We start from the raw sequence: 4072 nt of genomic DNA, 5'->3' as shown, positions 1-4072 counted from the left end.
TCCGACAAGGTGCCGAGCCCCGGCGTGGTGCTGACCAGATAGATGCCCACCGCGCCGTTCAGCAGGAAGGTGACCAGGTAGAACGGCATGCCGAAGTTGAAGCGGCCGTGATAGACGGCGTCCTCGCTTCGCCCTGGAACACCGATACGGCCCACAGCGCGATGACCATCGGGAAGTGCAGGCCGAAGGGGCCGATCAGGAACAGCATGAACAGCACGCAGCGCAGGTCGCGCCGCCGCCAGACGTAGCGAAGGCCCTCCACCAGCGCGCCGCGCCTGCGCGAGGCGCGGTCGCGGCGATGCAGCTCGGCGCTGCGCAGCCGCGTCATCGCCAGGATCACGGCCGCGAACGAGGCGGCGTTGATCAGGAACACCCAGCCCGAGCCGATCGCCGAGATCAGCAGCCCCGCCAGCGCCGGGCCGATCAGGCGCCCCAGGTTGAAGGAGGTGGAATTCAGCGCGACCGCGTTGGCTAGGTCCGCCTCGCCCACCAGCTCGGCGACGAAGGCCTGCCGCGCCGGCGTGTCGAAGGCGGTGACGCAGCCCAGCGCGAAGGCGAAGCCATAGACCTGCCACAGACGCACCGCGCCGCCCAGCGTGAGCAGGCCCAGCGCCAGCGCGAGCACGCCGAGCAGGCCCTGGGTGAGGAACAGCAGCCGGCGCCGGTCGAGGCGGTCGGCGGCGAAGCCGCTCAGCGCGATCAGCAGGATCTGCGGCGCGAACTGCAGGGCCATCACGATGCCGACCGCGCGGGCGCTGTGGTGGCTGAGCCCGGTCAGCACCAGCCAGTCCTGCGCGGTGCGCTGCATCCAGGTGCCGATGTTCGACACCAGGGCGCCGCCGGCCCAGCGTCGGTAGTTGGGGATGCGCAGGGAACGGAACATGGGGATCGAGTCGAGGAGTCGAGAAACCGGGGACGGGACGCCCTGGATCGAACCCGGCATCGTGCGTTGACAGATCCTAATCGAATTAGGCAAAATGCAAAACTAATTCGGATCCTGCCTTCCCGTCTCCATGAAAGTCGATCTCGACCGCATCCGCACCGAAGCTGTCTCGCTGGCCAACCGTGATGGCCTCGAGTCGCTCTCGATCGGCGAACTGGCCGCCGCGCTCGGCATCCGGCCGCCCTCGCTCTACACGCATGTCGACGGGCTCGGCGCGGTGCGCCGCCTGCTCGCGCTGCATGGCCTGCGCGAACTCGAGCAGGGCGTGGCGCGGCTCACCGCCGGCAAGTCGGGGCCGGAGGCGATCCGCGCGCTGCTGAACGGCTATCGCCAGTTCGCGCGTAACAATCCCGGCGTCTACTCGGCCATGCTGGCCACCACCGACCGCGAGGATCCGGAGCGGCGCGAGGCGGTCGAACGCCTGGTGCAGACGCTGACGGCCTCGCTGCACGATTACGCCTTCGAGGGCCCGCAGCGGGTGCACGTGTTCCGCTGCCTGCGCAGCCTGGTGCACGGCTTCGTCTCGCTGGAGGCGAGCGGCGCGCTGAACAACCCGGTCAGCCGCGACGAGAGCTTCGAGTGGATGGTCGAGGCCTTCCTGCGCATGCTGGAGCCCTATGCGAGGCGCGCTCCGGCCGCGCGATCGCCAGGCGGCGCGGCCTGAAGCGCCATTCACGATTCACCGGCCCGATCCGCCGATCCGGCCCGTTCCCCTTGATCCAGGAGGCGCGATGCGCGATTCCGAGATGTCCCCGTTCTCGATGTACCAGTTGATGGAGCCGGCGCAGCGCGCCGATCCCTATCCCTGGTATCGCCGCCTGCGCGATGCGCGGCCGATCTGCCGCGATCCCAAGGTCGGCAGCCTGCTGGTCGCGCGCCATGCCGAGGTGGCCGCGGTGCTCGAGAATCCCGCCTTCTCGGCGGCGCGGCTCGGCATGAGCGAAAGCGACAATCCCATCGAACGCGAGATCGGCAGGACGCTCGGCGAGCAGATGCTGTTTCTCGATCCGCCCGACCACACGCGCCTGCGCAAGCTGTTCGCGAAGGCCTTCACGCCGCGCCGGCTCGACGCGTTCCGGCCGCGCATCGAGGCGCTGACGCAGCAGTTGCTCGACGCCTGCGCGGGCCGCCGCGCCGATTTCATCGGCGAGTTCGCGGTGCCGCTGCCGGTGATGGCGATCGCGCTGGTGCTCGGCGTGCCGACCGGGGAACGCGAGCGGCTGCATGCCTGGTCGCTGGCCTTCGGCAGCATCATCAGCGGCCGGCCGTTGACGGTGGAGGAAGTCGGGCAGGCGCAGCGCGGCATCGCCGAATTCCGCCAGTATTTCGCCGAGCTGATCGCGGCGCGCCGCGCGGTGCCCGAGGACGACATGCTCAGCGACCTGGTGGCGGCCGAGGAGGCCGGCGACCGGCTCGACGAGGGCGAGCTGATCTCGAACCTGATCCTGCTGCTGGCGGCGGGCCATGCCACCACCACGCACCTGCTCGGCAACGGCCTGCTCGCGCTGGCCGGCGAGCGCGAGCAATGGCGGCGCTTCGTGGCCGAGCCCTCGCTGGCGCCGGCGCTGGTCAGCGAGCTGCTGCGCTTCGATGCGCCGGTGCAGGTGACCGGGCGCGAGGCGCGCGAGGACGTCGAGCTGGACGGCATGACGATCCCCAAGGGCCAGTACGTGCACCTGCTGCTCGGCGCCGCCAACCGCGACGAGCGCCAATACGCCGAGCCGGACCGGCTCGACATCGGCCGCACCGGCACCCGCATGATGTCGTTCGGCCATGGCATCCATACCTGCCTGGGCGCGGTGCTGGCCCGCATCGAGGCGCAGATCGTGTTCGGTGCCCTGGCCGAGCGTTTTCCCGATTTCGAGGTGCACGAGCAGGATGCCGAGCGCACCGCCACCATCTCCTTCCGCGGCCTGCGCAGCCTGCCCGTGACGCTGCGCTGAGCCAGTCATGAAGCCGGACCGCGCCCTCGGGCGCCGATCCGGCCATCCGGCGCACCTGCGCCGCCGCGCGTTTCGATTCATCAGGCATCCGAATCGATCGGCTTGCCTTTCCCAACCCCCGTCGTTCCCGTTTCATGGATTCCACCATGCATCTGCTGACTTCCTTCCTGGCCGGCGCCTTCCTCTGCAACTGCATCCCGCACCTGGTGGCGGGCCTGCAGGGGCGGCCGTTTCCCACGCCGTTCGCGACCCCGCGCGGCGTCGGCCGGTCCTCGCCGCTGGTCAATTTCCTGTGGGGCGCCTTCAATCTCGCGGTCGGCCTGTTCCGCTTCGAGCGCTTTCCGATCAGCCTCGGCCTGAATCCCGAATGCGCGGCGATGGCGCTGGGCGCGCTGCTGCTCGGCATCTACCTGTCGCGTCATTTCGGCAAGGTGCGCCGCGAAGCCGGCTGGTGATCTCGAATGGGCCCGCCCGGCGGGCCCATGTCGATGTCGCGAGCCGCGCGAAGGCGGCGCGGGCTGAAAAAGAAGGCGGGCGCGCTGGATCGCGCGCCCGCCTCAAGCACCACTCGCTGGGATCGACAAGGGCTCGCCGGCCGGCTTCAGTGCACCACCACCACGCCGTGCGGCCAGTAGCCGGCGCGCACCCTCACCACCGGGTAGGCCGGCGCCACGTAGGTGCGCGGCACGACCACCGGCGCGAGCACCACCGGGGGCGGCACGCGCACCGCCGGGGCGGCCACCACCACCGGCGGCGAGACATAGACGGGCGGCGGCACATAGACCGGCACGGCCGGTACCACCGGCACCACCGGCACGCCGACGCCGACGAACACGCCGGCAAAGGCCGACGGGGCGAGCAGGGCCGCGGACAGGGCGGCGGCGGCCAGGAACAGGGAACGCTGTTTCATCGGGAATCCTTGGGAACGGGAGAGGCGAGCCCGCGATGACGAGCCCAGGACGAAGCCTAGCCAGGGCGCCGATGACAAGCTGTCGGCAATCGATGTCAATCCATGTCAGGCGCCGGCCGGGCGGGGAAGGGTGGACGCGACATGGTTTGACATGAATTCGCAACAGCTTTGCGGAAAACGGCCGCCTACAGTGGCGGCGTCGATCGAACGGCGTCGTGCGGGCAGCCAGCCCCGGCGGGCGCCGCGTCGACGCCGCCGCGGTGCCGGGCGCCGCCA

Annotated in this window: 4 protein-coding genes and 2 pseudogenes; 3 read left to right on the top strand and 3 right to left on the bottom strand. The window is 70.4% G+C overall.

The window, feature by feature from the left end; translation table 11 throughout:
- Positions 1-134, bottom strand: a pseudogene (locus F3J10_RS36490) (allantoin permease); the annotation flags it as partial.
- Between the two features lie 2 nt (positions 135-136).
- Positions 137-883, bottom strand: a pseudogene (locus F3J10_RS34640) (MFS transporter); the annotation flags it as partial.
- A 130-nt stretch (positions 884-1013) separates the two neighbouring features.
- Here F3J10_RS34640 and F3J10_RS34635 point away from each other — a divergent pair.
- The 3 genes from F3J10_RS34635 (at position 1014) to F3J10_RS34625 (ending at position 3341) form a co-directional block, all read left to right on the top strand.
- Positions 1014-1607 carry a TetR/AcrR family transcriptional regulator gene (locus F3J10_RS34635; protein ID WP_025099201.1) on the top strand — a complete coding sequence of 198 codons (594 nt, stop codon included), beginning with the start codon at positions 1014-1016 and terminating at the stop codon, positions 1605-1607.
- Between the two features lie 67 nt (positions 1608-1674).
- On the top strand, positions 1675-2886 hold the full coding sequence (locus F3J10_RS34630) for a cytochrome P450 (RefSeq protein WP_167243961.1): 1212 nt from the start codon (positions 1675-1677) through the stop codon (positions 2884-2886).
- 146 nt (positions 2887-3032) lie between these two features.
- Positions 3033-3341: a hypothetical protein gene (locus tag F3J10_RS34625; protein WP_167243960.1), complete on the top strand. Its 309-nt coding sequence runs from the start codon at positions 3033-3035 to the stop codon at positions 3339-3341.
- 146 nt (positions 3342-3487) lie between these two features.
- Here F3J10_RS34625 and F3J10_RS34620 read toward each other — a convergent pair whose 3' ends face one another.
- Complete coding sequence (locus tag F3J10_RS34620) at positions 3488-3796, bottom strand: hypothetical protein (RefSeq protein ID WP_160640496.1); 309 nt, start codon at positions 3794-3796, stop codon at positions 3488-3490.
- Positions 3797-4072 lie beyond the last annotated feature (276 nt).

Origin of the sequence: Burkholderia sp. Cy-637, from assembly GCF_011753175.1 — a bacterium.
Lineage (GTDB): Bacteria > Pseudomonadota > Gammaproteobacteria > Burkholderiales > Burkholderiaceae > Burkholderia > Burkholderia gladioli.
This window is presented reverse-complemented; position numbering and strand designations above follow the sequence as displayed.

Excerpts from the sequence above, each read along its gene's own strand:
- F3J10_RS34635 (WP_025099201.1), top strand. The coding sequence starts at position 1,014 with ATGAAAGTCGATCTCGACCGCATCCGCACCGAAGCTGTCTCGCTGGCC.
- F3J10_RS34630 (WP_167243961.1), top strand. The coding sequence starts at position 1,675 with ATGCGCGATTCCGAGATGTCCCCGTTCTCGATGTACCAGTTGATGGAG.
- F3J10_RS34625 (WP_167243960.1), top strand. The coding sequence starts at position 3,033 with ATGCATCTGCTGACTTCCTTCCTGGCCGGCGCCTTCCTCTGCAACTGC.
- F3J10_RS34620 (WP_160640496.1), bottom strand. The coding sequence starts at position 3,796 with ATGAAACAGCGTTCCCTGTTCCTGGCCGCCGCCGCCCTGTCCGCGGCC.